Raw genomic sequence first — 21,920 nt, 5'->3', positions numbered from 1 at the left:
GCGTTGTTGCGCGCTACTTCTTGATAATGGTTCCGTTGCGCAAGTCGAATGCTTCGGTACCGCGAGCCTGACGGTAGAAATCGTCCTGCAATTCGCCCCACTCGCCGAGAAAGGCGCCGCAATTGCTGCAATGAATTGGCGTCGATTCCTCCGCGTTGTCGGGAATGTCCATTTGGATAGTCCCACAAGCCTTGCAATCGAGTTTGTCGTCCAACCGTCGTCCCATTTCCCAATGATTGCGCATTTTCGGCCATGAGCCAATTGTCGATTTCGTACCAAATCGCTTCAACCGCCGGTGAGTCCTCCAGCCATGGCTCATCGGTCAATCGCGAGAGTCAAAAAGGACGGCCAGCCCCAGTTCCCGTGCCAGCTCGACGATCGTCTCCATCAACTCATCGTCTGTGTCCTGCAAATAAGGCGCGTCCCTGCGAGCGGCCTCTATCGCCGCTTTGACCGAAACAATGTCGCCGTATCGCGCACTTCGAAGCTCCTCTGCCAGAAACGCCTTGGCGGTACCGACAGGTCTTATTGCCCATCTGGCGATGCTCATGCGGCTCCCTCCCATGGTCACCTCTGCTTGATTTTGATCCTGTCCAAGGTGCAGATCAATCGATGGTACGATTCCGTACGAAACCGCCCAACCGGTTGGGAGACAGCCGTGTGACGGACGCCCTGGCCAAGGTTTTCGGCGTCTCTCTGGGGTGAGTTGGGACGAAATCGCCCGGCGGGACCAGCCCCGCGGGAACCATCGCTCAGCATGGGGGTTTCTTCAAAATCTCCTCGAGGATGCAAGGAGCGACCATGCGCATGTTGACGATAGCTCTCGCACTTTCCGGGGCGGTCATCATTCAGCCCGTCTACGCCCAAACTGTTGGACCGCAGCCTCCCCAGGTGACGCCACCGCAGGGCGAAGTGCAACCGGAGCTGGCGCTGCCAGATCCAGGCTCTGCTGATTTGAATTTCACCGGCGTTGCCATTATCGCCGTCGAGGATTTGCCTGCCGAAATCAAGGCGCAGGCGGATGCCGTGATCAATCAAACCAGCGCCGAAGATTTGCTTCGCCTGCAAAACTCAGTCGATGCTTCGCCTCAGGCGACATCGGCTTTGAGGGCGAATGGGCTCAATTCCTCGCAGGTTGTCGCTGCAAACATAGATGGCGATGGCACGCTGACCCTGATCATACAGACGACGACTTGAGGCGCCGAAGCAACCATTCAACTTTGCCGATCTGCAGGCGATGGGCTTTCTGTCTCGAGGTTGCGCACCTGCCCCGCGATAAAGAAGCTCCCCTTCGTCTATGCGTGGACGGGAGGCTCTTCATTCTCGTCGGGATTGGGCAGCGGGGTCTCGTCCGGGAGCCTTTCCGGTTCGGGTTCCTCGATCGGCTGGGGCTTCCATGTTGGAGGCGGCACGGGCACATCGCGATTTGGGTCTGGCTGTCTTGGCTGTGGCATCTAACTATCTCCGTTCAGTCGGAACAACTCGTGCGCCGTGGCATGGTTCCTGGCAGAATCCAGCCATCGAGATCGTTACGCCCTCACGGCACGCGCATGTTGGTCCGCCCAGGTGCCGGCCCAAAAGTTTGCAGATCGTTCGGAACCGGTCGGATTTTCGAGCCGTTGTCATCGACAGGGATCAAGGAGAAGCGCGATGAAGGACAAGCAAGGAAATATCGACCATACATTGCCGCAGGTCGCCATCGACGATCAGCAGGTGCGACAACTGGCGGCCACGACCGATTTGCCGTCCAGGCAGGCTCGCGAACTGGTGCGCCGTCACGGCAACGATCCCCGGAAGCTGGAAGAGTTGGCGAAGTCGATCAACGCCACCAATTGAGTTCAGGCCAATGGGCACCACGGCGCATGCCGCTGGCGTCAGATTTCGAGCAAGGCGTAGGGGCGGCCGCTTGGCTTGGTCACATGCATGGCGACGTTGTAGACCTTGGCTCCGCCAGGCGTTTGACCTTCGTAAGAACCGCGATGTGCATGACCGTGCACGACAGCACTAACCTGGAATCGATCGATCGTCTCCGCCAGGCGTGAAGAGCCCAAAAATGGAAATATCTCCGGCGGTTCTCCCGCGACTGTGTCGGCAATCGGCGCATAGTGGAGGATCACCAGCGTGCGCTTCGCCCGCACCTGGCGCATCGCGTTTTCAAGTCGCATTGCCTCGTTCACGCTTTCGGCGACCATCGTCTTGATGGCCGGTTCACCGAATGAGCCGAGCATGCGTGACCCGAAGCCGCCTATGAATCCCTTCACGCCGACAAAACCCACCTCTTCGATTTCGACTGCCTGCCCGTCGAGGAGATGAACATGCGCCTGGCGCAGGATGTTCGTGACGTCTTCCACCGCACCAGACTCGTAATCATGATTGCCGAGCACCGCCACGACCGGGATCGAGCAGTTGCGCAGATCCTCGGCCAGCATCTCCGCTTCACGAGGCTTGCCGAGATTGGTCAGATCTCCCGTGAGAACGAGAATGTCCGCTTCGCTCGAAATCTCGCCGAAGAGGTTTCGATACGAGGTTTGCGCATCTTCCCGCACATGGAGATCCCCGACCGCGGCAACTTTGAGCGCGCGTGCGCCGTCCTTGGGCCCGCTGCTCTTGACGGGATCAGCCATCACGGAATTCTCCCACACCACCGACGCCGGCGAAGCCCCATTCCTTGACGTCGATTTCGTAATCGGTTTGCGAAAGCAGCCGCCCACGGCAGATCTTCATCCTTGGAGACGGCAACTGCCGTTGCTTGGCGAGGCGGTCGAGCAATTCATCGAGCAGCCACGCCGGGATATGATCGCGCTCGCTCGGATAGATCCATCTGAAATTGATAAGCTGCATCAACAGAACCTCCCAATGAACCTCCAGATAAGAAAGCAGCCGGTGCCAATCGATCTGATCGCCCGCCTTGAGAATCGTATGAGCGATATCGGCGCCATCGTGTCGCCCTCTGTCCTGGATAAAGCATTTGGACCAGATGAGTTCGGTCGGGCCGATGATCCGCACCCTGCTGCCCAACAGCTCTGTTTGGCGGGCGTGTTCCAGCCACAGGTCGCCAACAGGCACCGTGCCGTTGGCCGAGCCGAATATGACGTCGAAGAAATGCGTGCCCTTGAACACCTTGCCGAGCCACCGGTCATCCTCGATTTCGACGGCATATCCAAGCTGCTTGAAATGGGCGAGGATCCGCGCGTAATCGCCTGCCTTGCAGAAAATATCGAGGTCCTTGGTCTGGCGGGTGACACCCGTATAAGCGCTTACCGCGTAAGTCCCGGCGACCAGAAAGGGTATGTCGGTGGCGGTAAGCTCGCGGATTGCTTCCGTGTAAAATACCTCCGCCTCGGCATTTTTGAGCGTCGGCGCCGCTTTTGCATCGATCTTGGGAAGCGAGACCAGAACGTTTTCAGGCAATGGACCATTGGTCATGAAACGATGACTCCGAATCCGGCAACCGGTAGTCGCCCGCTGTGGTAACAACGTGAACCTCGCCTGGTTCCGCTACCAGGCGACCAGCCAAGGTTCATTCTCGTCACGCACTGGAAATTTCGGGATCGCGCCTGCCGATCCAAACCGCCAACGTCCTCGTCGGCAGCGCAATGTCGCCTCGAGATCGGCCCATGCCACCGCCAATGTCCCATTGGCCCAAATTTGAAACACCAGGTGGGTGATCGATCTCGATTGTTTTAGAGTTTATTGGGCTTACCCAATCGGCCCACAAAGGCGCTTGACTTAGACGCAACCGATTGGCGTGCGCTAAGCCATCATCAGGATCCATCAAGCCATGACACCCTCGCCTCCCTTTCTCGGCTTTCCCGATCGCCTGACAGATGGCCACATGCCCCGCGCAGTGATCTTCGGAGCCGGTCACGGCAGCACTTATCCCGGCAAGGACAGCCGCGGCCATGCCTTGGCGGCGGATGCCATCCGAACTGCGAGCCAGGACGATGCCGCGCTCGTCGAGCACTGGGATTTCGATCTCGGCGGCCCGCTGTTCGACGGCAAGCCGGCCTCTTGCATCGACGTCGGCGATATCTTGACCACCATGCATGACAATGCCGGCAACAGGGTCAGGATCGAGGCAAAAACGCGCGAAATCCTGGTATTGCCGGCCGTGCCGATCCTGATCGGCGGCGACTGTTCCATGACCATTCCCTTCCTCGCCGGCTTTGCGGAGCACGGGCCGGTCTGGGTCCTGCAGATCGACGCCCATATCGACTGGCGCGACGAGGTGCATGGCGAACGCTACGGCTATTCGAGCCCGATGCGCAGGGCGAGCGAGATGCCGCATGTCGCAGGCATGGTGCAAGTCGGCCTGCGCAGCGTTGGCAGCGCACGCATCACCGAGATCGAAGCGGCACGGCGCTATGGCAGTCGCTTCGTGACCGCCCGCGAGGTTCACGCTCAGGGCGTCGAAGCCGCGCTCCGGCATATTCCGGAAGGCGCGCGGGTTGTCGTCACCCTCGACTGCGACAGCCTTGATCCAAGCATCATGCCGGGCGTGGCGGCGCGTACACCCGGCGGCCTCACCTACATGGAGGTGATCGACCTGATCGCCGGCCTCGGCAGACGGGCCCGGATCGCAGGGTTCGACCTTGTCGAGTTCTATCCTCCGGCTGACATTGACGACCTGTCAGCGCTGACCGCCGCGCGCCTTCTCGTCAATGTGGTCGGCACCGTCGTCCGGCAGGTTTGACGTCAAAATCCTGCTCTCCGCCGCAGACCTGCCCAAAAGCGCGTGAGCGAGCTTGCGGTTGAAATGCCCTTTTCCACACCTGGGTATTCGATCCTGCCTTGTCCGACCGGCTCGTCGCTCCATACCAAGTTGAAAGCAATGCCCTTGAGCCCAAGCTCCCCGATCCGGCGTACGATCGTCTCCTGCAGATAGATATCGGATATTCGCACCCCGTCCGCACGCTCGGGCAGCTTGAATATCTCGGTACCGCCGATTGCGTCCGCTCGAAGGACGAGGCTTTCGATCACCATTATGCCGCCATCGTCAAAGCGAACGATCTTTGAACGTTCCTCGTCCAGCGCATCGATCACGGTGGTGACATTGCAGAGCGATATTGGCTCGTCAGCACGAAGCGGCAGGAATTCACCGTACGGTTCGAGGGTTGGCCGAAGCAACTTCAACGCCCTCGCCCGCAGGATGAGCACATGCTCGCCAAGCCATGGAAAATCTGAATATTGCCGGAACGTACCGTCGTCGTGTTCGCGCAGGATCTCCATCCCGGGCGGATGCCATTGTGTCTGCTTCCGGCCGCAGAGCGTCGAAAACAGCTGGTAGTCGTCCGCCTGTCGAGGAAGGACCCATTCCTGTCCTTCGACCACACTCAGGACATAGATATTCATCCGATCCCCCGCACATCATTGCCTTGGTAGACTCGGCCTGCTGCGCGGCTCTTCGCGCGCGTTCTCACCGCTGGTCCGCGACAGCCGTTTGCGGCACCGGCGGCAATTCGGGTGCATCCATCCCCTTGAAAGGGTCACGCCAGGCGTCGATGTCTTCAAGCCGACGGTACCAGCGGCTGACAGAGGAATAATCGTCGAGCGGCAATCTGGCGGCATCGTTGAACGGCAGAAAGGTCGCCATTCGAAAATCGGCATAGGAGATCGAATTCCCGACCAGCCACTGCCGCTCGGCAAGCACGGCGTCGAGTATTGCCGCGGCCGTATGGAATTGGTTTAGGCCCTCCTCCACCCGCTTCTGATCGATCGGGCCGATGCCGTACCGCTGTTTGGTCCCACGTTCGAAATGCACCGTGTCGCAAGCGAGTGCGAAGTGCTCCTTGCCCCAGCTGAGCCAACGGATCATCTCGGGTTCGTCATCGCCGGTGCGCCAGAAATCCGAATGCGCGTCGCGCGAGAGCCTGCAGGCTATGGCGTCTGCCTCCCAGAGGCTCTTTCCCTCATCATCCACAAGGATGGGCAGTGAGAGATTGGGATTTAACGGCCGATATTTCTCCGCCTGCCCCGGAGCGAAGGGCGAGGCGAATTCAAATTCGACTTTCGCGTCGAGATGGAGTGCCGCCGCGACCGCCAATCGAGGGTTGGGATTGCGGCTGAAATACAGCTTCATAGGGCACTCCCGGCGTGACTGGATCTGCCGATCAGGAACGTCATAGCAGCCGTGTCTGATAGCTCATCACGCGCTTTGCCCCCGGCGCGACCAGCATCAGGCCTGGTTTGTCGACAAAATCACCATCGAAATCCACCGGGCTTGCAAGGCCGTGCCAAGGTTCGATGCAAAGGAATGGCGCGCCGCCCGGCTTTGACCAGACGCCCAACTCCCGAACCCCTTGCCAGGACATCTCCAGAGCCGGGCCACGCTCAGCGGCATAACGCACGCTGGAGCTGGCGATCTGGTCCATGATCACCGCGTCCTCGTCGAACAACCGCTCAGAGAGCGGGAGTATGTTGCCTTCGACAGGCGTCGGCTGTGGCGTTTTCAGCAGCAGTCCGTCCTTAAGACGGCGGATCGGCGCCGGCTCATCATCGGCAAAGATCAGCCGGTAATCCGCCTTGGCCAAATCCGGCTGCAAGGGCCAATTGAATGCCGGGTGCGCCCCGATCGATGCCGGCAGGAGCTCATCACCGGTGTTGGTGATGTCGAAAGTCACATCAAGCTGCTGGCGGACCAGCGTATAGGTCACTTCAAGCCGAAAGGCGAACGGATAGCGCGCCCAGGTGTCGGCGTCGTCAGTGAGCACCAGCGTGCAGGATCTCGCCCCCTTCTGCGTCCAGGCAAACGGCTTGTCGCGCCCAAACCCGTGCTGCGTCATTGGATAGGTCCGGCCGCGATGGCGCAGATGATCGCCCGCCAGCCGCCCCACGATCGGGAACAGCACCGGCGAGTGCCGCCGCCATTCTGGCCCCGCCTGCCACAGGAATTCAAATCCGTGCGCGTCTTGCAGCGAAATCAGTTCGGCACCCTGCGCGACGATGGTCGCCGAGATGCCGTCGCCATGAAGCGTTTGGCTGTCCTGTGCCACATTTCCTCGCGGGTCGTTGTTGAAGGCCGGCGCGGTCGGCAGACTAGCAAAAGCTCTTGGGGACTCAAGGTGTAGCCTGGTTCTGCAGGAACGAATTGTGGCCGGAGGATCTCCCTCCGGCCACCTCTCCGCATCAAGAGCAATAACCCTCGCTCTTGCCCACAGCGAATAGTCGTTATTCGCGTTCGCCGGTAAAATTCAGCAGCAGCTGGAAGATGTTGATGAAGTTCAGATAGAGCGAGAAGGCGCCGAAGACGGCAAGTTTCTGGCGCGATTCCGCGTCGAAATTCTCGGCATACTGTTCTTTGATCGTCTGCGTATCCCAGGCGGTCAGGCCGATGAACACGGCGATGCCGATCACCGAGATGGCGAACTGCAGCGCGGTCGAGCCGAGGAAGATGTTGACGATGCTGGCGATCACAACGCCGATCAGGCCCATGATCAGGAACGACGAGAACTGGGTCAGGTCGCGCTTTGTCGTGTAGCCGTAGAGACTGGTGGCGCCGAACATGGTGGCGGCGATGAAGAAGGTGCGCGCGATGCTGGTTCCGGTGAAGACCAGGAACACGGAGGCGAGCGACAGGCCCATGACCGCGCAGAAGGCCCAGAACATCGCCTGGGCACTCGCCGCCGACATGGTCTGCATTTTGAACGAGAACAACATGACGAAGGCGAGCGGCGCCAGCATCACCACCCATTTCAGCGGGCTGGAGAAGATCGGCACGTAGAGCGCCGGCGTCGATGAGATCATGAAGGCGACGAGGCCGGTGACCACAAGGCCGACGCCCATGTAGTTGTAGACGCGCAGCATATGCTGGCGCAGGCCCTCGTCGAAGATGGCTCCGGTTTGCGCGCCGGCGCCGACGCGATATCCCAGATTGGGGGTGTTCATTTGCGTTCTCCTTTGTGGATCGATCAGTAAAGCGTCTTGGCAAGCGTCTCGGCGGCGCGGTCGAGGTCGTGAACCTCGCTTCGTCCGACCACCGCATAGGCGACATCGCCGATCTGGAAATAGGCCGACGAAATGTCGCCCGAGGGCGCTATCGTCGGCTTGACGACGTCGAAGGTTCCGGGCCGGATCGCAAACAGCGACACCAGCCCCATGTCTTTCGTCTCGACCGCCATTTCGACGCTCGGCCCAAAGCGCGACGGATAGATCTGCACGTCGCGCACCCTCCAATCCGTCGGCAGCGACGGCATGACGATGGCAGTGGCGGCGCGGATTTCGCCGGCGTTGTAATTGGGCGCTTCCGGCTGCGACGGCATGCCCTCGCGCACCAGCGTCGTCCTGTGGGCCTGCACCGCCTCGTCGACATAGGCGGGCGGCTGCGGCGAGGCGACGACCTTGGTCACCGAGATCGGCCCGATGATGCCGTTTGCCAGCCAGCCGGCGGCGACGAAGCCGGCGACCGCCGCCGCGCGCTGCAACACGCCGAAGAGCCGGCCGCGGGCAAGCCCCCTCTCCAGCCGCCGCGCGGCATCGGCGGTCGCGGGCCGCGCCATGCCCTTGGAGCCGGCCAAACCTGCGGAACCGGCAAGCGCCACGCGCAGTTCATCGCGGGTCCTGAGATCCGACATCACGCGCGCCGCCGCCTCCGGGCGAGCGGACAAGAATGCTTCGACCTCGATGCGGCGGGTGACGTCGACCTGATCGTCGACATAGGCGTCGAGGTCGATATCGGTCACGGGATCGACAGTTGCGGTCATGACGGGCCTCCAACGATCCTGAGATGGTTTTTTGCCTTCGCCGGCTCCTCCATCTCGCGCAGTGCGGAGCGCGCCCTGCCGATGCGTGACATCAGCGTGCCGAGCGGCACGCCGCTGGCATCGGCGGCCTGTTGATAGGAGAGGCCTTCGATGGCGACGAGGTGCAGCGCTGAACGCTGTTCTTCCGGCAGGCTGAAAAAAGCCTCGCGCACCTGCGCCAGGCGCACCGAATGTTCCTGTGGTGCCGGCGTGCTGCCGTCGGCCAGGTATCCAGCCTGTTCGACGCGCGACGCTTCGGACTTGCGGGACCGCATCTTGTCGATGAAGGTGTTGTGGACGATCGACAGCAGCCACGCGCGCAGGTTTCCGCCGGAGCGGAACGTGCTGCGCCGCTCATAGGCGCGCACCAGCGCGTCATGGACAAGATCCTCGGCGTCGGTGCTGTCGCGCGTCAGCGAGCGCGCATAGCGACGCAGCGAACCGAGCTGTCCTATGATGTCAAAGCGTGGCATCGACGATTTCATGTCCTGTTTACGGAGCATGTGGGGATTTTAATCCCTGCCCTGCCAATTTTTTCCCTTTGAGGGCATCGTTCGCCTCTACCCTGCGCCTCGCAGCATCGAGCGGCTATTCCTGGAACCGCATGATGAAGCCGAGAAATACAAGCTCCCGGAATCGTTGTGCGGGTGATTTCCATCTGTGCATCGACGGCAGGCATGGCGGCAGTGGGCCCAATGTGGCGACTGGAATGCAGTAGATCGTGCCTACTTCACACGCCTCTTCTCCAGCTTCCTCGCCAGCGTCCGGCGGTGCATGCCCAGCCGTCGTGCTGTTTCGGAAATGTTGAAGTCGGCCTCCACCAGCATTTCGTGGATGCGCTCCCATTCGAGGTTCTTTATCGAGGTTGGTCGCTCGGCGAGCGGCACCGAAGCATTGCCCTCGACCTGGCCGAAAGCGGCTTCAATGTCGTCGGTGTTGGCGGGCTTGGCAAGATACTGGCAGGCGCCGAGCTTGATCGCCTCGACAGCGGTGGCGATGCTTGCAAAGCCGGTCAACACGACGATCCGCATTTCAGGATCGTGCTCGTGCAGCGCCCTGACGCATTCCAGGCCCGAGCCGCTGGCAAGCTTGAGATCGACGACGGCATATTGGAAGGCAACGGTGCCGATCAGCGCATGCACGCCGTCGACGCTCCGGCAGCTATGCGTTTCGTAGTCACGCCGTTCGAAAGACCGGCGCAGTGCGTTGGCAAAGGCGATGTCGTCCTCGACGATCAACAGCGTGCGTTTAGTCGGCATTGTGCCCTCGCGGAGACAGAGCAGCCAGCGGCAGATGCAACGTAACCGAAGCTCCCCCCTCGGTTCTATTTCTTACGGTGACGCTACCCCCCAGCTTGCGGATGACATTGACGACCAGAAACAGGCCGAGCCCGCTACCTGGCCGGTTTTTGGTCGACGTATAGGGCTTGCCGAATTCAGCAAGCATGGCTTCTTCAAATCCCGGTCCCGCGTCGACAACTTCGACGATAAGATCGTCAGCGTGGCGGCTGACGATCAACCCGACCCATAGAGGCGACGCTTCAAGTGCGTTGTCCAGTACATTGAACATCACCTGTTTGAGCGCAGGATCGGAGACGATCTCCTGGTTGGCGCCGAAACGCCTGGTGTATTCGAAACCTTGCGGCAGCCGTGTCGATTTCCATTCGGCCACCAGCTCCGCCAGGAAGGTGTCGACGGAGGTGCGAACCGTGCCTTCGCCGCGCAATTCGCCCGACGACATCAGGATTCCCGAAACGATCTTCTTGCAACGGTCCAACTGGCCCTGCATCTCCCGGATTTCCTGCGCCAGATCCGGATCGGCCTCGAGAGCCGGCATGCGCTGCCAGTCGTTGAGGATGACGGAAAGCGTGGCCAGCGGCGTGCCGAGCTCATGCGCGGCGCCGGAGGCGAGCAGGCCCATCCTGACGATGTGAGCCTCCTCCGCCGACTGCTGGCGCAAATCCGCAAGATGGGCGTCGCGGGTGCGAATGTTGTTCTGGACCCTGGTGATGAACAGCACCAGAAGCGTTGCCGCCAGGACGAAACAGATGAACATGCCTTGGATGTGCAGGCTGAACAGCCCGGCACCGTGTGCGGCGGGCAGGCTGATCTCACGGTAGAAGGTGGTCAGCGCGATGAAGCACGTGCTTGCAATGAGGACAAGGGCCCAGACCGACCATGTCTCCAGCAGCACCGCGCCCAGGATGACCTGGAGCAGGTAAAGCGAAATGAAGGGATTGGACGCGCCGCCACTCAGGTAAAGCTGGACCGTCAACGCGGTGACGTCGAGCAGCAGCCCAAGAAACAGCTCGGTGTTGGTGATCGCGTCCTGGCTGCTGTGCCGGCGCAGGCTGGCGACATTGAGACCGATCAGCAGCAGGATCACCACCGCCATCGGGACCAGTGGCAATCCGATGCCGAGCACGTAGCGGACGAACAGGATCGTCACGATCTGACCACCGACCGCGATCCAGCGCAGTTGAATCAGAAGCAGAAAATTCTGTTTGTTGGTCTTGTCGTGCAGAGTCATTGGGCCGGGAGGTCCCCAGCCCTGGCCAAGCAGGTCACTCAAGCGGGCGTCCGATCCAGGCGCTGGTTGAGCCTCAGCGCAAGCAAGGTGCATAGTGCTCCCGACAACAGATAGGCGCCTGACGAGATCAGCCCGAAATGGGCGGACAGGAACAGGGCGACTATGGGGGCGAAGCCCGCCCCGAACAGCCAGGCGAGGTCCGAGGTCAGCGCAGCACCTGTATAGCGGTAGGTCTTTGAAAAATTCGAGGCGAGTGCTCCTGAAGACTGGCCGAACGACAGGCCGAGCAGGACGAAGCCCAAGACCATGAAGACGGACTCTCCGACGAAGCCGCCATCGAGCAGCTGTGGCGCGAAACCGCTGAAAACGGCGATGGCCACCGCCGAGCCTCCGAGCAAGGGCCAGCGCCCAACTCGGTCGGCGACGAAGCCCGAGATCGCGATTGCCGCCAGGCCGAAGAAGGCTCCGATCGTCTCGATGACCAGGAACCGAGCCGGTCCCTCGCGCGTGAACAGGAAAATCCAGGACAGAGGAAACACAGTCACCATGTGGAACAGGGCGAAACTCGCCAGCGGCGCGAAGGCGCCGAGCACGACAGTGCGCCCTTCGGCGCGCAACGTCTCGCGGACGGAAGTCGGCTCCAGTTCCTGGCCTTCGAACAGTTTGGTGTATTCCGGCGTCACCACGATGCGCAGCCGTGCGAACAGGGCGACGACATTGATGGCGAAGGCGACGAAGAACGGGTAGCGCCAGCCCCAGCTGAAGAAGTCTTCGGCCGACAGGTTGCCGACGAAATATGCAAACAGGGCGCTGGCAACGATGAGCCCGAGTGGCGCGCCCAGCTGCGGGATCATCGCATACCAGCCGCGGCGCTTTTCGGGCGCATTCAACGCCAGCAGCGAGGCAAGTCCGTCCCATGTCCCGCCCAGCGCCAGTCCCTGACCGATCCGGAACATGGCCAGCAGCCAGGCCGAAGCCTGGCCGATCTGGTCGTAACCGGGCACGAAGGCGATCGACACGGTCGAGGTCCCCAGCAGGAACAGCGCGATGGTGAGCTTGGCGCTGCGTCCGTAGGCGCGGTCGAGCGCGGTGAAGATCGCCGTGCCGATCGGCCGCGCGATGAAGGCAAGCGCGAAGATGGCGAAGGAGTAGAGCGTGCCGGTCAACGGGTCGGCATAAGGAAATACGAGCTTCGGAAAAACGATGACGGAAGCGATCGCGTAGACGAAGAAGTCGAAGAATTCCGACGTCCTGCCGATGATGACGCCGACGGCGATTTCGGCGGGCTTCACCTCATGATGCCGCGCGTTGATCCGTCTTGCGTCGGCTTCGATTTTCGAAGTTGGGCTCACAGCATTCTCCGTCGCCCCGCCGCGGTCTCATGCGATCGCTTGCCATGTGCGCGGGCCAGGTGCTTTGATGACGCCTGCCGCGTCATTGCGGCATTGGACAAATTGTCCAATGCCTTCATTGCCGCAGTACGGCTAGCACTGGGGGGAACAACCGACAGGTCATACATTGAGCCGTCTTCGTACCCTTTTCCTGCTGCCCCTGCTGGCATCGCTCGGCTCCTGCAGCATGGTCGTCATGAACCCTGCCGGCGACGTCGCCGCGCAGCAGCGCGACCTGCTGATAGTGTCCACGGCACTGATGCTGATCGTCATCATACCGGTGATGGCTCTCACCATATTCTTTGCCTGGCGATACCGCCAGTCCAACCGCGAGGCGCGCTACGAGCCGGATTGGGACCACTCGACCCACCTCGAACTCGTCATTTGGGCTGTGCCGCTTCTGATCATAATCTGCTTGGGCGCAGTGACCTGGATGGGCACCCATCTGCTCGACCCCTATCGTCCGATCGGACGTGTAGCGGCCGGCAAGCCGCTGCCGCCGGACGTGCGCCCGCTTGAGGTCGAAGTCGTCGCGCTCGACTGGAAATGGCTGTTCATCTATCCGCAGTACGGCGTCGCCATGGTCAACGAACTGGCTGCGCCGGTCGACCGGCCGATCAGCTTTCGCATCACCTCCGCATCGGTGATGAACTCCTTCTACATTCCAGCACTGGCCGGCCAGATCTATGCAATGCCGGGTATGGAAACCAGGCTGCACGCCGTCATAAACAAGTCCGGCGACTATGAAGGGTTCTCCGCCAACTACAGCGGCGCCGGCTTCTCGGGAATGCGCTTCGCGTTCCACGGCCTAGACGATGCCGGTTTCCAGGCATGGATCGCGAAGGCAAAGGACGGCGGCGGCAAGCTCGACCGAAACGGCTATCTGGAGCTCGAACAGCCCAGCGAGAACCAACCCGTGCGCCACTATGCGGCGGTGGATGCCGATCTCTACAAGGCGATCCTCAACATGTGCGTCGAGCCCGGCAAGATGTGCATGAGCGAGATGTCGCAGATCGATGCCAAGGGCGGTCTGGGAATGGCCGGCATCCGCAACACCCTTCCGCTGCTGTACGACAAGTTCGCCCGGCGCGGCACGATATTCGGCCCTGCCCCGTCCTATGTCGCCAGCATATGCACGACCGAAGAAGCACTAGCGGCTTCGAAGGCCGATCAATCCGTCACGCCGATGACCTCGACGCCGATAGTCGGCGCTGGTCTGCAACGGCCACTGCCCCTGTCGATCCGACTGCCGTCACCTTCCGTAACCGGCACGCTTCGGTCGCCCTTCAACTCCTGAGGCGCCACGCAAGACATGTTCGACAATCCTGCTTTTCCCAAGGCGATCTTCGGCCGGCTTACGCTCGAGTCGCTGCCGCTGCACGAACCCATCGTGGTCGCGACCTTCATAGTCGTCGCGCTGGGCGGCGTGGCACTCGTCGGCGCACTGACCTATTTCAAGCTCTGGGGCTATCTGTGGCGCGAATGGTTCACCAGCGTCGACCACAAGCGCATCGGTGTGATGTACATGGTGCTCGGCATCGTCATGCTGCTGCGCGGCTTCAGCGACGCCATCATGATGCGGCTCCAGCAGGCGATGGCCTTCGGCGGTTCGGAAGGCTATCTCAATTCGCATCACTACGACCAGATCTTCACCGCGCACGGCGTGATCATGATCTTCTTCGTGGCGATGCCGCTGGTGACGGGCCTGATGAATTTCGTCGTCCCGCTGCAGATCGGCGCGCGCGACGTGTCGTTTCCGTTCCTCAACAATTTCAGCTTCTGGATGACGGTCGGCGGCGCGGTCATCGTCATGATGTCGCTGTTCGTCGGCGAATTCGCCCGCACCGGCTGGCTTGCCTATCCGCCGCTGTCGGGTATCGGCTACAGTCCCGATGTCGGTGTCGATTATTATATCTGGGCCCTGCAAGTGGCGGGCGTCGGCACGCTGCTGTCGGGCGTGAACCTGGTCTGCACCATCGTCAAGATGCGCGCGCCAGGCATGACCATGATGAGAATGCCGATCTTCACCTGGACCGCGCTCTGCACCAATGTGCTCATCGTCGCCGCCTTCCCGGTGCTGACGGCGGTGCTGGCCCTGCTGGCTCTCGACCGCTATGTCGGCACCAACTTCTTCACGAACGACTTCGGCGGCAATCCGATGATGTACGTGAACCTGATCTGGATCTGGGGCCACCCCGAGGTCTACATCCTGATCCTGCCGGCCTTCGGCATATTCTCCGAAGTGACCTCGGCCTTCTGCGGCAAGCGGCTCTTCGGCTACACATCGATGGTCTATGCAACCATCGTCATCACCATCCTGTCCTACCTGGTCTGGCTGCATCACTTCTTCACCATGGGATCGGGAGCGAGCGTCAACTCGTTCTTCGGCATCACAACGATGATCATTTCGATCCCGACAGGCGCCAAGATATTCAACTGGCTGTTCACCATGTACCGCGGCCGCATCCGCTTCGAACTGCCGATGATGTGGACGGTCGCCTTCATGCTGACCTTCGTGGTCGGCGGCATGACCGGCGTGCTGCTCGCGGTTCCGCCAGCCGACTTCGTGCTCCACAACAGCCTGTTCCTGGTCGCGCATTTCCACAACGTCATCATCGGCGGCGTGCTGTTCGGCCTGTTTGCCGGCATCAGCTACTGGTTCCCCAAGGCATTCGGATTCCGGCTTGATCCGTTCTGGGGAAAGATGTCGTTCTGGTTCTGGGTGGTCGGCTTCTGGTTCGCCTTCATGCCGCTCTACATCCTCGGCTTGATGGGCGTAACGCGCCGGCTGCGCACCTTTGAGGATCCCTCGCTGCAGATCTGGTTCATCATCGCCGCCTTCGGCGCCTTCCTGATCCTGCTTGGCATCCTGTCCTTCCTCATCCAGATCTTCGTCAGCGTGCGCCGGCGCGAGCAGCTTCGCGACGATACCGGCGATCCGTGGGACGGGCGTACGCTCGAATGGGCGACGTCCTCGCCGCCGCCGGCCTACAATTTCGCCTTCACGCCGGTCGTCCACGATCTCGACGCCTGGACGGACATGAAGAATCGCGGCTACCAGCGTCCGTTGACGGGCTTCCGCGACATCCACATGCCGCGCAACACCGGAGCCGGCTTCGTCCTGGCCGGGTTGAGCGTGGTGCTTGCCATGGCGCTCATCTGGTACATTTGGTGGCTGGCGATCGTCAGCTTCGTCGCCCTGATCGGCTACGCCATCGCGCATACTTTCAACTACGACCGGGACTTCCACATTCCGTCCAGTGACGTCACCCGCGTCGAGGACGAGCGGACACGCCTGCTCGCAGCCACCAGCCAGGCGGGATAAGCACCATGGCACACGCCGACACGGTGATCGACGACACGGTCTTCCACCTGGAAGACGACCACGGCCATGCCGAGAGCGGCAGCAGCACCATGCTCGGCTTCTGGATCTATCTGATGAGCGACTGCCTCATCTTCGCGATGCTGTTCGCGGTCTACGGCGTGCTCGGTGGCAATTACGCGGCCGGACCCGCGCCGAAGGACCTGTTCGATCTTCCGCTGGTCGCGCTGAACACCACCATGCTGCTCCTGTCCTCCATCACTTACGGCTTCGCGATGCTGGAGATGGCGAAGGGACGGGTGAAACCCATGCAGGTGTGGCTGGTGATCACTGGCCTGTTCGGCCTCGCCTTTCTCAGCATCGAACTCTACGAATTCGCCCATTTCATCCACGAGGGGGCGACGCCGCAGCGCAGCGGCTTCCTGTCGTCGTTCTTCACGCTGGTCGGAACGCACGGCCTGCACGTCACCTTCGGCCTGATCTGGCTGGTGGTGCTGATGGTGCAGGTCTCCAGGCACGGGCTGATCGCCGCGAACCAGCGGCGCCTGATGTGCCTGAGCATGTTCTGGCACTTCCTCGACGTCATCTGGATCGGCGTCTTCACTTTCGTTTATCTGATGGGAATGTTGCGATGAGCGCCGGCCACCACACAGACACCAGCGACCAGAGCCACGCGCATCACGGCGTCGATCACGGCTCGCTGCGCGGCTATCTGACAGGCTTCGGCCTGTCGGTCGTGCTGACCGCCATTCCCTTCTGGCTGGTCATGACCAACGCGCTCGGCAATCAGATGGCGTCGGCGATTGCCATCATGGCCTTCGCCATCGTGCAAATCATCGTCCACATGGTGTTCTTTCTGCATATGAACACCAGGTCGGAGAACGGCTGGACCATGATGGCCCTGATCTTCACCCTCATCCTGGTGGTGATCGCGCTGACGGGCTCACTCTGGGTCATGTACCATCTGAACGTCAACATGATGCCCGGCCATGACATGAGTCAGATACCCTGAGAGAGGGACCTGGCTTTGGACGAACAGGCACGGACGACACCGCATTCGAATACAGGCGACGGCCAAAGGGTTACGCGTTCACCATGGACGCTGTTGGTGCTTTGCCTTTGCGGGGCCATCGGCATCACCGGCCTTTCGGCGCTTGGTGTCTGGCAGCTGGAGCGCCGCGTCTGGAAACTCGACCTGATCGAGCGTGTCGACCAGCGTCTCAAGGCAGTACCTGTGGCCGCCCCGGCGCCTTCGGCCTGGCCAGCGATCAACGCCAGGGATGACGAGTATCGCCGCCTCGTCGTTCCAGGCCGGTTTCTCGGTGATCGCGAGACCCTGGTCCAGGCGGTCACCGATCTCGGCGGTGGCTTCTGGGTAATGGCGCCGTTCCGAGCGGATGATGGCTTCACGATTCTGGTGAACAGGGGCTTCGTGCCGACGGACAAGCGCGATCCGGCAACCCGCCTCGCAGGCAAGCCCTCGGGCGATCACACCGGAATTCACGGCCTGCTGCGCATCAGCGAACCGAAAGGCGGCTTCCTGCGTAACAACGATCCGGCCGCCAACCGCTGGTATTCGCGCGATGTGCAGGCGATCGCCACGACGCAAGGCCTCGGGCGTGTCGCTCCTTATTTCATCGATGCCGATGCCACGCCCAATCCGGGAGGGTGGCCGGTCGGCGGCCTGACGGTCGTTTCGTTCCACAACAACCATCTGGCCTATGCCCTGACATGGTTCGGGCTGGCCTTGATGGTGCTGGGCGCGATCGCCTATCTGTTGCGGCAGGCTGGGAAATACGGTGGGGCCTGACCACTGGCCCCGGCAAAGCCGAAATTGCGCACGGAAGCGCTCATGCCGGCGCGGACGATGGCGTGGTGGCTCTGTTGATGTTGGCTGGTCATTTTCCCACGCGCATCAATGGGTTCCGCACCGAACCCCGTCCATATCACGGGGAGCGTGCAGGGCAGGCTTCCCGGCACCCCCGTCTCAGGCTGGATCACCTAGCTAAAACCGCTGGCGAAACGCGACCGATTTGCGTATCACTCCGCCGCCATTGGAGCCCTATCGATGTTTGAGACCCTGCAGCCCGCCCCTGCCGACAAGATCCTGGCCCTGATCGGCCTTTATCGTGCCGATCCGCGTCCAGACAAGGTCGATCTCGGTGTCGGCGTCTACAAGGATCGCGACGGCAAGACGCCGGTCATGCGCGCCGTGCGCGAAGCGGAAAAGCGCCTGCTGCAGGGCCAGGACACCAAGACCTATCTCGGCCTTGCCGGCGATACCGGCTTCAACACAGTGATGGCCAGGCTCGCCTTCGGTCCAGGCGCTGACATGACACGCATCCGCGCCGCACAGGCGCCCGGCGGTTCCGGCGCGCTGCGGCTGGTGGCGGAACTGCTGAAGCGGACGCGCTCGGATGCAACCATCTGGCTATCGGATCCGACTTGGCCGAACCACATGCCGGTGATGCGCGCCGCCGGCCTGCAGATCCGCGAGTACCCCTATTTCGATGCCGCCTCGGGCGCCGTTCGTTTCGACGACATGCTGGTGGCCCTGCGGACCGCAAAGAGCGGCGACGTCGTGTTGCTGCATGGCTGCTGCCACAACCCGACCGGCGCCAATCTGGATGCGGCACAGTGGGCAGCCGTTACCGATCTGGTCGTCGAGCGCGAGCTGCTGCCCTTCGTCGACATCGCTTATCAGGGCTTTGGCGATGGCCTCGAGGCCGACGCCCTCGGCTTGCGCCTGCTGGCCGCGAAAGTTCCGGAGATGGTCGTCGCGTCGAGCTGCTCGAAGAATTTCGCCGTCTACCGCGAACGCGTCGGCGCGGCGATGATCCTGGCCAGGGACGGCGCACAGGCGGATGTGGCGATGAGCCAGATGCTGTCGGCGGCGCGCGCCATGTATTCGATGCCGCCGGACCATGGTGCGGCAGCCGTGCGCATCGTGCTCGAAGACGCCGCCTTGCGCGCCGACTGGGAAGCCGAGCTCGAAGAGATGCGCCTGCGTATGCTCAGGCTTCGCGTCCAGTTCGCCGAGGCGCTGCGCCGGCAGTCCAATTCCGACCGCTTCGACTTCGTCGCCAGCCATCGCGGCATGTTCTCCCGCCTTGGCCTCACGGAAGCACAGGTCGAGCGGTTGCGTGCCGAGCACGGCGTCTACATGGTCGGCGACAGCCGCATCAATGTCGCCGGACTGCCCGAGGACGGCATGGACGAATTCGCCAAGGCGATCGTTTCGGTTCTTGATTGACGCGGCTCATCTGTGGACAAGGCTTCCGCGCCGGCTGACAGCGTTGGCCGCGCGGCCGGTCGCGGGATAGCATCCGATAGACTGTTTTGACGCAATTCCGGACAGAAAACCGTTTCACACTTTTCCTGGAATAGCTCTCGATGACGCCATCAAAAGACATTTCGCGCCTGATCGAGATCATGGCGGCGCTGCGGGCGCCGAAGACCGGCTGCCCCTGGGACGTCGAACAGGATTTCTCGACCATCGCGCCCTACACGATCGAGGAAGCCTATGAGGTGGCGGACGCCATCGCGCGCGGCGACCTTGACGATCTGCGCGACGAGCTCGGCGATCTTCTGCTGCAGGTCGTCTATCACGCACAGATGGCCGAGGAGGCCGGTGAATTCGCCTTCCCGGATGTGGTTCAGGCGATCACCACCAAGATGATCCGACGCCATCCGCATGTCTTCGGCGACGAAAAAGCCCGCAGCGCCGGCATGGCCAAGGGCATGTGGGAAAAGATCAAGGCAGAAGAGAAGGCGGAGAAACGAAGCGCCCGCCTCGCGCGCGATCTCGATCCCGAAGACAATGGCAAGGGGTTTCTGGACAGCGTGCCGGTCGCCCTGCCCGCGCTGACGCGGGCACTGAAACTTCAGGAGAAGGCCGCCCGCGTCGGTTTCGACTGGAGCGAGGCGGCGCCCATCCTCGACAAGATCGAGGAAGAGATCGGCGAGTTGCGCGAGGCACTGGCCAAGGGCGACACGGCCTCGATCAAGGACGAGTTCGGCGACATGCTATTTGCCGTCGTCAATCTCGGACGGCACCTCAAGCTCGATTCGGAAGCAGCGCTGAGCGGCACCAACGAAAAATTCCGCTCACGTTTCCATTATGTCGAGCAGGCTTTGGAGAAAGCCGGCAACACGCTGGACAAGGCCGATCTGGCCGAGATGGAAGCGCTATGGCAGGAAGCAAAGACCGCGAAGTAAGTTACATTAGCCGTTGTTTTTACGACGCAATCTGCTTTCGATCTCTTCGCGGGCGCTTTGCGTGGCCTTGAGCGAGATGGTGGCGCTGCCGTCATCATTGTCGCTTCGCGAAACGACATCGCCATTGCGGTAAAGCCAGTCGACAAGGCCGAACTGTGCCGGCTCGATCGTCACCGTCAGGTCTTCGAGCTCGCCCGCCATCCGCGTTTCGATGATTGCCTTCAGCGCATCGATGCCCTCGCCGGTGACAGCCGACACCGCAATCGGCGGCGCCTTGCTGGCATTGGCGCCGTCTGCAAGCAGCCGGGTCCGGTTGCCTTCGTCGAGCCGGTCGATCTTGTTCCACACTTCGATCACGCGCTTGGCGTCGCCGGCGTCGACACCGAGGTCGGCCAGGATGCGCTCGACATCTTCCGCTTGTGCCGCGGTGTCCGGATCGGAAATGTCGCGCAGATGAAGCACGAGATCGGCCTCGACCACCTCTTCCAGGGTGGCGCGGAAAGCCGCGATCAGATGCGTCGGCAGATCCGAGATGAAACCCACAGTGTCAGATAGGATGATCGGCGTGCCGTGCGGCAGGCGTACGCGCCGAAGCGTCGGGTCGAGCGTGGCGAACAGCATGTCCTGCGCCAGCACGTCTGCTCCGGTCAGCCGGTTGAACAGCGTCGACTTGCCGGCGTTGGTGTAGCCGACGATCGCCACCACCGGGAACGGCACCTTCCTGCGCTTGGCGCGGTGCAGGTCGCGCGTGCGCCGCACCGTTTCCAGCTCCTGCTTCAGCTTGATGATCTTTTCCTGCAACTGCCGCCGGTCGGATTCGATCTGCGTTTCGCCGGGGCCCCCGAGGAAGCCGGCGCCACCGCGCTGGCGCTCCAGATGGGTCCAGCTGCGCACGAGGCGGCCCTTCTGGTAGTTGAGATGGGCGAGTTCGACCTGCAGCGTGCCTTCCTTGGTGCGCGCGCGCTCGCCGAAGATCTCGAGAATCAGCCCGGTGCGGTCCAGCACCTTGGCGTTCAGCTCTTTTTCGAGATTGCGCTGCTGCACCGGGGTCAGCGGATGGTCGACGACGACCACTTCCGCATGTCCCTCTTTGACGATTTCCGCGAACTCCGCAACCTTGCCGCTGCCGAGCAGCGTCGCCGGGCGCGGATCGTTGACGGTCACCACCGCAGTGTGGATCAGATCCAGGTTGATGGCGCGAGCAAGGCCGACGGCCTCGTCGTGACGAGCATCAGCCGAACGCATCAACCGAGGACGGTTGGTCTCGTCGTCGTTGCGCTGGTGGCGGGTAAGGACGGGCACAATGACAACAGCCCGGGTCGGGCCCTTGGCTTCCGTCCCGGGATGATGTGTTGGTTTTCCGCGAACGGTGGCGTCCGCGTCTTTTTCACGTGCCAATCAGGCGCCCTGGCTTTCCTCGCCATCGAACATCTGAACCGGCTGGCTCGGCATGATCGTGGAAATGGCGTGCTTGTAGACGAGCTGGGAGTGTCCGTCGCGGCGCAGCAGGACACAGAAATTGTCGAACGAAGTGACCACGCCGGTCAGCTTCACGCCGTTGATGAGGAAGATGGTGAGCGGGTTCTTGCTCTTGCGAACTGAATTCAGGAACAGGTCCTGAAGGTTTTGCGATCGTTCCGCCATTGTTCTTGTCTTTCGCCGATCCCCTTCGGTTTGCAAGCCAATGCGCCAAATTAACGGGCGCATGTCAAGCTCGCAAAC

Annotated in this window: 25 protein-coding genes; 10 read left to right on the top strand and 15 right to left on the bottom strand. The window is 61.7% G+C overall.

Annotated elements, in window-relative coordinates; genetic code table 11:
- Nucleotides 1-13 precede the first annotated feature (13 nt).
- On the bottom strand, nucleotides 14-172 hold the full coding sequence (locus NKK51_RS07515) for a hypothetical protein (protein WP_023812002.1): 159 nt from the start codon (nucleotides 170-172) through the stop codon (nucleotides 14-16).
- A gap of 150 nt (nucleotides 173-322) precedes the next feature.
- The gene (locus NKK51_RS07510; protein ID WP_023812003.1) at nucleotides 323-550 is read right to left on the bottom strand and encodes a hypothetical protein; all 228 of its coding nucleotides are present in this window, start codon (nucleotides 548-550) and stop codon (nucleotides 323-325) included.
- 251 nt (nucleotides 551-801) lie between these two features.
- On the opposite strand from NKK51_RS07510, the gene NKK51_RS07505 reads away from it, so the two are divergent.
- The gene (locus NKK51_RS07505) at nucleotides 802-1,197 is read left to right on the top strand and encodes a hypothetical protein (RefSeq protein ID WP_352552066.1); all 396 of its coding nucleotides are present in this window, start codon (nucleotides 802-804) and stop codon (nucleotides 1,195-1,197) included.
- A gap of 453 nt (nucleotides 1,198-1,650) precedes the next feature.
- Nucleotides 1,651-1,836 (top strand): hypothetical protein, encoded by a 186-nt coding sequence (locus NKK51_RS07500; RefSeq protein WP_023812005.1) that lies wholly within the window; start codon nucleotides 1,651-1,653, stop codon nucleotides 1,834-1,836.
- A gap of 38 nt (nucleotides 1,837-1,874) precedes the next feature.
- Here the strand turns inward: NKK51_RS07500 and NKK51_RS07495 are convergent, their stop codons facing one another.
- On the bottom strand, nucleotides 1,875-2,624 hold the full coding sequence (locus NKK51_RS07495; protein ID WP_023812006.1) for a metallophosphoesterase family protein: 750 nt from the start codon (nucleotides 2,622-2,624) through the stop codon (nucleotides 1,875-1,877).
- On the bottom strand, nucleotides 2,617-3,426 hold the full coding sequence (locus tag NKK51_RS07490; RefSeq protein WP_023812007.1) for a nucleotidyltransferase family protein: 810 nt from the start codon (nucleotides 3,424-3,426) through the stop codon (nucleotides 2,617-2,619). The genes NKK51_RS07495 and NKK51_RS07490 overlap by 8 nt, the downstream gene beginning before the upstream one ends.
- 355 nt (nucleotides 3,427-3,781) lie before the next feature.
- On the opposite strand from NKK51_RS07490, the gene NKK51_RS07485 reads away from it, so the two are divergent.
- Nucleotides 3,782-4,693, top strand: a complete 912-nt coding sequence (locus NKK51_RS07485; protein WP_352552064.1) for an agmatinase — start codon at nucleotides 3,782-3,784, stop codon at nucleotides 4,691-4,693.
- A 2-nt stretch (nucleotides 4,694-4,695) separates the two neighbouring features.
- On the opposite strand, the gene NKK51_RS07480 is transcribed toward NKK51_RS07485, so the two are convergent.
- The 9 genes from NKK51_RS07480 to NKK51_RS07440 all read right to left on the bottom strand — a co-directional run bounded on the left by NKK51_RS07480 (nucleotide 4,696) and on the right by NKK51_RS07440 (nucleotide 12,619).
- Nucleotides 4,696-5,352, bottom strand: a complete 657-nt coding sequence (locus NKK51_RS07480) for an imm11 family protein (protein ID WP_352552062.1) — start codon at nucleotides 5,350-5,352, stop codon at nucleotides 4,696-4,698.
- Nucleotides 5,353-5,416: 64 nt separating this feature from the next.
- A complete protein-coding gene (locus tag NKK51_RS07475; RefSeq protein ID WP_352552061.1) occupies nucleotides 5,417-6,079 on the bottom strand; it encodes a glutathione S-transferase family protein in 663 nt (220 codons plus the stop codon).
- A 40-nt stretch (nucleotides 6,080-6,119) separates the two neighbouring features.
- Nucleotides 6,120-6,992: an aldose 1-epimerase family protein gene (locus NKK51_RS07470; protein ID WP_352552059.1), complete on the bottom strand. Its 873-nt coding sequence runs from the start codon at nucleotides 6,990-6,992 to the stop codon at nucleotides 6,120-6,122.
- A gap of 175 nt (nucleotides 6,993-7,167) precedes the next feature.
- The gene (locus tag NKK51_RS07465; RefSeq protein ID WP_023812012.1) at nucleotides 7,168-7,884 is read right to left on the bottom strand and encodes a Bax inhibitor-1/YccA family protein; all 717 of its coding nucleotides are present in this window, start codon (nucleotides 7,882-7,884) and stop codon (nucleotides 7,168-7,170) included.
- A gap of 23 nt (nucleotides 7,885-7,907) precedes the next feature.
- The gene (locus NKK51_RS07460; RefSeq protein ID WP_352552058.1) at nucleotides 7,908-8,699 is read right to left on the bottom strand and encodes an anti-sigma factor family protein; all 792 of its coding nucleotides are present in this window, start codon (nucleotides 8,697-8,699) and stop codon (nucleotides 7,908-7,910) included.
- Nucleotides 8,696-9,211 (bottom strand): sigma-70 family RNA polymerase sigma factor, encoded by a 516-nt coding sequence (locus NKK51_RS07455; RefSeq protein WP_352552056.1) that lies wholly within the window; start codon nucleotides 9,209-9,211, stop codon nucleotides 8,696-8,698. Before NKK51_RS07455 ends, NKK51_RS07460 begins: the two co-directional genes overlap by 4 nt.
- Before the next feature lie 252 nt (nucleotides 9,212-9,463).
- The gene (locus NKK51_RS07450; RefSeq protein ID WP_023812014.1) at nucleotides 9,464-9,997 is read right to left on the bottom strand and encodes a response regulator transcription factor; all 534 of its coding nucleotides are present in this window, start codon (nucleotides 9,995-9,997) and stop codon (nucleotides 9,464-9,466) included.
- Nucleotides 9,987-11,267: an ATP-binding protein gene (locus tag NKK51_RS07445; RefSeq protein WP_352552054.1), complete on the bottom strand. Its 1,281-nt coding sequence runs from the start codon at nucleotides 11,265-11,267 to the stop codon at nucleotides 9,987-9,989. Before NKK51_RS07445 ends, NKK51_RS07450 begins: the two co-directional genes overlap by 11 nt.
- Nucleotides 11,268-11,305: 38 nt before the next feature.
- A complete protein-coding gene (locus NKK51_RS07440; protein WP_352552052.1) occupies nucleotides 11,306-12,619 on the bottom strand; it encodes an MFS transporter in 1,314 nt (437 codons plus the stop codon).
- A 166-nt stretch (nucleotides 12,620-12,785) separates the two neighbouring features.
- Here NKK51_RS07440 and cyoA point away from each other — a divergent pair, with 166 nt between their 5' ends.
- The 7 genes from cyoA (at nucleotide 12,786) to mazG (ending at nucleotide 20,198) form a co-directional block, all read left to right on the top strand.
- Nucleotides 12,786-13,955 (top strand): ubiquinol oxidase subunit II, encoded by a 1,170-nt coding sequence (cyoA, locus tag NKK51_RS07435; RefSeq protein ID WP_352552050.1) that lies wholly within the window; start codon nucleotides 12,786-12,788, stop codon nucleotides 13,953-13,955.
- Nucleotides 13,956-13,970: 15 nt separating this feature from the next.
- Complete coding sequence (gene cyoB, locus NKK51_RS07430; protein WP_352552049.1) at nucleotides 13,971-15,983, top strand: cytochrome o ubiquinol oxidase subunit I; 2,013 nt, start codon at nucleotides 13,971-13,973, stop codon at nucleotides 15,981-15,983.
- Nucleotides 15,984-15,988: 5 nt separating this feature from the next.
- Nucleotides 15,989-16,615 (top strand): cytochrome o ubiquinol oxidase subunit III, encoded by a 627-nt coding sequence (gene cyoC, locus NKK51_RS07425; RefSeq protein ID WP_023812019.1) that lies wholly within the window; start codon nucleotides 15,989-15,991, stop codon nucleotides 16,613-16,615.
- The gene (cyoD, locus tag NKK51_RS07420; protein WP_352552047.1) at nucleotides 16,612-16,992 is read left to right on the top strand and encodes a cytochrome o ubiquinol oxidase subunit IV; all 381 of its coding nucleotides are present in this window, start codon (nucleotides 16,612-16,614) and stop codon (nucleotides 16,990-16,992) included. The genes cyoC and cyoD overlap by 4 nt, the downstream gene beginning before the upstream one ends.
- Nucleotides 16,993-17,088: 96 nt before the next feature.
- Entirely contained in the window at nucleotides 17,089-17,790 is a 702-nt protein-coding gene (locus NKK51_RS07415; RefSeq protein ID WP_352552268.1) for an SURF1 family protein, read from the top strand.
- 258 nt (nucleotides 17,791-18,048) lie between these two features.
- The gene (locus NKK51_RS07410; protein ID WP_352552045.1) at nucleotides 18,049-19,233 is read left to right on the top strand and encodes an amino acid aminotransferase; all 1,185 of its coding nucleotides are present in this window, start codon (nucleotides 18,049-18,051) and stop codon (nucleotides 19,231-19,233) included.
- Nucleotides 19,234-19,373: 140 nt separating this feature from the next.
- Nucleotides 19,374-20,198, top strand: coding sequence for a nucleoside triphosphate pyrophosphohydrolase (gene mazG / locus NKK51_RS07405; protein ID WP_352552043.1), 825 nt, complete (start codon nucleotides 19,374-19,376; stop codon nucleotides 20,196-20,198).
- Nucleotides 20,199-20,204: 6 nt separating this feature from the next.
- Here mazG and hflX read toward each other — a convergent pair whose 3' ends face one another.
- Both hflX and hfq read right to left on the bottom strand, forming a co-directional pair.
- Nucleotides 20,205-21,596, bottom strand: a complete 1,392-nt coding sequence (hflX, locus tag NKK51_RS07400; RefSeq protein WP_352552042.1) for a GTPase HflX — start codon at nucleotides 21,594-21,596, stop codon at nucleotides 20,205-20,207.
- A complete protein-coding gene (gene hfq / locus NKK51_RS07395) occupies nucleotides 21,597-21,842 on the bottom strand; it encodes an RNA chaperone Hfq (RefSeq protein WP_006202172.1) in 246 nt (81 codons plus the stop codon).
- Nucleotides 21,843-21,920: the final 78 nt, after the last annotated feature.

This window comes from Mesorhizobium sp. M0011 (genome assembly GCF_040324155.1).
Taxonomy (GTDB): Bacteria; Pseudomonadota; Alphaproteobacteria; order Rhizobiales; family Rhizobiaceae; genus Mesorhizobium.
Note: the sequence above shows the minus strand (reverse complement) of the source record. Positions and strands in the feature narration are given on the sequence as shown.

Coding starts and splice junctions, on each gene's coding strand:
- NKK51_RS07500 (WP_023812005.1), top strand. CDS start 1,651: ATGAAGGACAAGCAAGGAAATATCGACCATACATTGCCGCAGGTCGCC.
- hfq (WP_006202172.1), bottom strand. CDS start 21,842: ATGGCGGAACGATCGCAAAACCTTCAGGACCTGTTCCTGAATTCAGTT.
- cyoC (WP_023812019.1), top strand. CDS start 15,989: ATGGCACACGCCGACACGGTGATCGACGACACGGTCTTCCACCTGGAA.
- NKK51_RS07495 (WP_023812006.1), bottom strand. CDS start 2,624: ATGGCTGATCCCGTCAAGAGCAGCGGGCCCAAGGACGGCGCACGCGCG.
- NKK51_RS07475 (WP_352552061.1), bottom strand. CDS start 6,079: ATGAAGCTGTATTTCAGCCGCAATCCCAACCCTCGATTGGCGGTCGCG.
- NKK51_RS07480 (WP_352552062.1), bottom strand. CDS start 5,352: ATGAATATCTATGTCCTGAGTGTGGTCGAAGGACAGGAATGGGTCCTT.
- NKK51_RS07485 (WP_352552064.1), top strand. CDS start 3,782: ATGACACCCTCGCCTCCCTTTCTCGGCTTTCCCGATCGCCTGACAGAT.
- NKK51_RS07465 (WP_023812012.1), bottom strand. CDS start 7,884: ATGAACACCCCCAATCTGGGATATCGCGTCGGCGCCGGCGCGCAAACC.
- NKK51_RS07490 (WP_023812007.1), bottom strand. CDS start 3,426: ATGACCAATGGTCCATTGCCTGAAAACGTTCTGGTCTCGCTTCCCAAG.
- NKK51_RS07445 (WP_352552054.1), bottom strand. CDS start 11,267: ATGACTCTGCACGACAAGACCAACAAACAGAATTTTCTGCTTCTGATT.
- NKK51_RS07460 (WP_352552058.1), bottom strand. CDS start 8,699: ATGACCGCAACTGTCGATCCCGTGACCGATATCGACCTCGACGCCTAT.
- NKK51_RS07510 (WP_023812003.1), bottom strand. CDS start 550: ATGAGCATCGCCAGATGGGCAATAAGACCTGTCGGTACCGCCAAGGCG.
- NKK51_RS07455 (WP_352552056.1), bottom strand. CDS start 9,211: ATGCCACGCTTTGACATCATAGGACAGCTCGGTTCGCTGCGTCGCTAT.
- cyoB (WP_352552049.1), top strand. CDS start 13,971: ATGTTCGACAATCCTGCTTTTCCCAAGGCGATCTTCGGCCGGCTTACG.
- mazG (WP_352552043.1), top strand. CDS start 19,374: ATGACGCCATCAAAAGACATTTCGCGCCTGATCGAGATCATGGCGGCG.
- cyoD (WP_352552047.1), top strand. CDS start 16,612: ATGAGCGCCGGCCACCACACAGACACCAGCGACCAGAGCCACGCGCAT.
- NKK51_RS07515 (WP_023812002.1), bottom strand. CDS start 172: ATGGACATTCCCGACAACGCGGAGGAATCGACGCCAATTCATTGCAGC.
- NKK51_RS07410 (WP_352552045.1), top strand. CDS start 18,049: ATGTTTGAGACCCTGCAGCCCGCCCCTGCCGACAAGATCCTGGCCCTG.
- NKK51_RS07505 (WP_352552066.1), top strand. CDS start 802: ATGCGCATGTTGACGATAGCTCTCGCACTTTCCGGGGCGGTCATCATT.
- NKK51_RS07450 (WP_023812014.1), bottom strand. CDS start 9,997: ATGCCGACTAAACGCACGCTGTTGATCGTCGAGGACGACATCGCCTTT.